The organism is uncultured Campylobacter sp., assembly GCF_938045535.1.
Taxonomy (GTDB): Bacteria; Campylobacterota; Campylobacteria; order Campylobacterales; family Campylobacteraceae; genus Campylobacter_B.
In genome coordinates, this window is sequence record NZ_CALIMQ010000060.1 from 1 (window position 1) to 3886 (window position 3886).

The window sequence follows — 3886 nt, forward strand, 5'->3', positions numbered from 1 at the left end:
GGACTTTCAACTGCTGTAAATTCTTCTGCTTCTTCAGCAAATCCGCCAAGCTCACGCTCGATAGGGACTTCTCAAAATCACCTTGAATGCGCGCAAAACGCGGCGCAAGAACCGCCTCGATCTTGCCACCTACTGGGCAGGCGCTAGGCGAGCCTTTGTGCAGGCGAAACATCGCGTCCTCCTCGCTCACCGCCTCATAAATGTCTAAAAGCGTGATCGCGCGCGCATCACGAGCTAGCGTGATGCCGCCCACGCCCGCAGTCGTGAGCACGAGACCTGCATTTTTTAGCTGCGAGATCAGCTTGCGCGCGATGGCGGGGTTTATCCCCGAGCTTGCGGCGACGAAATCGCCCGTGACCTTCTCTTCGCGAAAATACGCGACGCAAAGCATGATGTGAACCGCGAGTGAAAATTTTATACCTACTTGCATAACCAGCCTTGATTTAAATTTAAAAACCGCACGTTGGTTTCGTGCGGCGTTATTTTAGCTAAATTACGCAAAATTTTAAGCTCACGCTCTCTCGCCTACAGCGGTAAAGCGCTTTTGCACGAAGGCGCCGTTTTTTAGCTCGTCTATGACCGCAAGCGCTAGGTCTGCGTAGCTGATGTAGCTCTCGTTTTTGGAGTTTAGGATTAGATTGTCGCCGCCAAGGACGTATCTGCCCGTGCGAGCGCCGTTTGCGTCGTAGTCTCCAGCAGGCGAGACGTAGGTCCAAAGCACGCCCGTTCTACCTTTTAGCTCAAAAAACGACTCCGCCGTAGCCTTTGCGACGCCCATGTACCCAGCGGGGAAGCTTGGCGTATCCATAACCATCGTCTGCTTATTGTCCACGTATAGCGTACCCGCGCCGCCGATGACTAGTAGTCTCGTTTTCGTACCGCTAAGTGCGTCTGCTAGGTGTTTTGCTACCTTTTTATGAAGAGGGAACGTTTCTGGCGTCCATGCCGCGAATGCGCTGATAACGGCATCAAAGCCCTCTAGGTCGGTCTTAGTTAGTTCTAAAACATCTTTATAAACGACTTTTACGTCGCCGTTTTTATACTCTTTATTTCGCACGATAGCCGTAACGTCGTAGCCTTGTTTTAGGGCTTCTTGCACCAAATTTGAACCTGATTTTCCGTTTGCTCCGATGATTGCTATTTTCATTGTTTTTCCTTTAAATTTGATTTGTTTGATCGCACAGCCGCCGCGGTTAATGCGCCCGCAGATTTGGCGCCGTATGCCGCGCCGCGCAGTTTAAAATTTACGCTCGCGTTTGTCGCACCCGTCTCGCGAAATTTACAGCCAGCTTGGCTTTACGTCCTCGTTTATCACGCCATCATTCATCGTGTACTGCTCCAAGCTACCGCGTTTAGTTTGGATACAGATAAACTTCATCCCCTGCGCGCCCGCCTTAAAGCATCTTTTGCCAGCCGGATCGATGCGGATCGCGTCGCCCTCCTTAACCGTCTTCTCCTCGCCGTCGATGAAAAGCGTGCCGCCGCCTTTTAGCACCAAATAAAGCTCCTCGTTTTGCTTGTGCGAATGCACGAATGGCACGCTCACGTTTGCTGGAAGCTCATTAATAGAAAGCTCGCAGCCGCTTAAATTTAGAGCTTCTTTCAACTCCACTCTCGGCGCATTTTTCGTTGAAACGATCTTGTAGTTTGACATCTTTTTCTCCTTAGACTTTTGTTGTAATGCTACAACTTACAACCAATGAGCGAAGTATAATAAAATTTTGTTGTAATGTCAAGAGTTACAGCAAAAAATTCCGCAAAATTTGACGCAAATTTTAAAATCAGTTAAAATCCGCGCGATTTTAAACAAAGGAATTTTATGCAAAATAGCGCATTTAAGACGCTAACGCTCATCGCAAAGAAAAATTTTAAAAAGCTATTCTTGACGTTTAGCCTGGTTTTGGCGGAAAACGGGCTATTTCTCGTCTATCCCATACTAGCCGGCATCGCCATAAACGCCATCGTAGCGGGCGATACGCTTTTGGCACTTAGCTACTCGTGCATGGTATTCGTGGGCTGGGGGCTTGGCTCGATTAGGCGGCGCGTGGATACGCAGGTGTTTACTAGGATATACGCGGGACTTGCCGTAAGCGTCATAATGAACGAAAAAAGAGCCGCAAAAGACGAAAGCGCCGTAATCGTAAGAGCAAATTTATCTCGCGAATTTGTAGATTTTTTCGAGCAGCATTTTCCCGTGTTTTTTACCTCGGTCGTATCGATTTTCGGCTCGGCGATCATGCTTTTATTTATCGAGTTCTACGTGGGTTTGGCTGTTTTTGCCCTGCTCGCGATTTTTGGAGTTTTGCTACCCAAATACATCGCCAAAAACGACCGCTTGTATCTAAAGCTAAACAACCAGCTAGAGCGCGAGGCAGGACGCATAAGCACAGGCGATGAGCGCACGCTAAAGCGCCACTACGACGTGCTATCAAAGCTTCGTATCCGCATCTCAAACAGAGAGGCGATGAGCTTTTTTATCATCGGCGCGAGCGCGGCGGCGATTTTTAGCTTGGCGATATTTTTGCTCTCAAGCAAGCAGGCAAACGCGGGCCACATCTACTCGGTGCTTACCTATCTTTGGACGTTTGCGATCAGCCTCGATGACGCGCCGAGGCTGATAGAGGAGTTTAGTAAGCTAAAAGATATCGGCAAGCGCGTAAACATCGAGCTAGAGTGTGAAATAGATAAAATTTAGGCGCTTTGGGGTATAATTTAACTAAAATTTGCCAAAAAACAAGGTCAAAATGCACGAAAATCACGCCGACTGCGCGCATTCCCACGCGTCAAACAAGGTCGTTTTGAGAAATTCTTTCCTTATAATATTCGCTTATATGCTGATCGAGGTCGCGGGCGGCTTCGCGACGAACTCGCTCGCCCTGCTCTCCGACGCAGGACATATGCTATCAGACGCCGCAGCACTCGGGCTTTCGCTATTTGCGTTTAAATTCGGCGAACGCAAGGGCAATCTGAAAAAGACCTTCGGCTACAGGCGAATCGAAATTTTAGCCGCGACGATAAACGCCGTCACGCTCATCGTCATCGCCGTTTTTATCGTCATCGAGGCGATTCGGCGCTTCCAAAATCCGCCCGAAGTAGCCACCGCGGGCATGCTCGCCATCAGCACGCTGGGTCTTGCCGTAAACATCGTCGTGGCGCTTTATATGCTGCGCGGCGGCGACATGAGAGAAAACGTCAATATGCGCGGCGCCTACCTGCACGTGCTGGGCGACGCCCTGGGCTCGGTGGGCGCGATCACGGCGGCACTGCTGATGATGTGCTTTGGTTGGGGCTGGGCAGACGCGGCGGCTAGCATGCTCGTGGCCGCGCTCATCGTAAAAAGCGGCTGGGGCGTGCTAAAAGACAGCCTAAACATCCTGATGGAGGGCTCGCCAAAGGGCGTGTGCCTGGACGGGCTCGTCGCGCGGATCAGGGGCGTCGACGGCGTGCTTTCGGTGCACGACCTGCACGTCTGGAGCATAACAAGCGGCGCAAACGCGCTTACGGCTCACATCGTAGTTAGCGGCGAGTTGAGCGTGCGCGAAGCGGAGCGGATCTTGCGCGAAATATCGCACGAGATGGAGCATCTGGGCATCACGCACACGACGCTACAGCTTGAAAGCAGCGATAATGAGTGCGGCGGTGAACTCATCTGCGAAGTAAGATCAAATGGCGCGGGCGGACACTTGGGGCATAGTCATTAAATTTTGGATTTGGAATTTTGCTTGATCTGAAATTTAAAATTTGGTTCGATTTTTAAATTTTAAATTTTGCCCGCGCCGTAGAATTTAGGAATTTTAAAAATTTTACGCTCGTTGTGAAATTTTAAATCCTTTCGTATGGTGAAATTTTAAAATTCCGCTATGCAGACGCCGTTTCAAAATCAGGC

The 3886-nt window shown here is 50.0% G+C and carries 5 protein-coding genes; 2 read left to right on the forward strand and 3 right to left on the reverse strand.

Annotation, left to right across the window (positions count from 1 at the left end):
* From Q0095_RS02200 to Q0095_RS02210, 3 genes are all read right to left on the reverse strand, one after another.
* Nucleotides 1–430: Rrf2 family transcriptional regulator (locus tag Q0095_RS02200; protein ID WP_297880947.1), on the reverse strand; the 430-nt coding region annotated here is incomplete at its 3' end.
* Between the two features lie 81 nt (nucleotides 431–511).
* Nucleotides 512–1147 carry an NAD(P)H-binding protein gene (locus Q0095_RS02205; RefSeq protein WP_297880948.1) on the reverse strand — a complete coding sequence of 212 codons (636 nt, stop codon included), beginning with the start codon at nucleotides 1145–1147 and terminating at the stop codon, nucleotides 512–514.
* Nucleotides 1148–1279: 132 nt separating this feature from the next.
* The gene (locus tag Q0095_RS02210) at nucleotides 1280–1654 is read right to left on the reverse strand and encodes a cupin domain-containing protein (RefSeq protein ID WP_297880949.1); all 375 of its coding nucleotides are present in this window, start codon (nucleotides 1652–1654) and stop codon (nucleotides 1280–1282) included.
* A 165-nt stretch (nucleotides 1655–1819) separates the two neighbouring features.
* Here Q0095_RS02210 and Q0095_RS02215 point away from each other — a divergent pair, with 165 nt between their 5' ends.
* Both Q0095_RS02215 and Q0095_RS02220 read left to right on the forward strand, forming a co-directional pair.
* Nucleotides 1820–2695 (forward strand): ABC transporter six-transmembrane domain-containing protein, encoded by an 876-nt coding sequence (locus Q0095_RS02215; protein WP_297880950.1) that lies wholly within the window; start codon nucleotides 1820–1822, stop codon nucleotides 2693–2695.
* Between the two features lie 49 nt (nucleotides 2696–2744).
* Nucleotides 2745–3701, forward strand: coding sequence for a cation diffusion facilitator family transporter (locus Q0095_RS02220; protein WP_297880952.1), 957 nt, complete (start codon nucleotides 2745–2747; stop codon nucleotides 3699–3701).
* The last annotated feature ends 185 nt before the right edge of the window (nucleotides 3702–3886 follow it).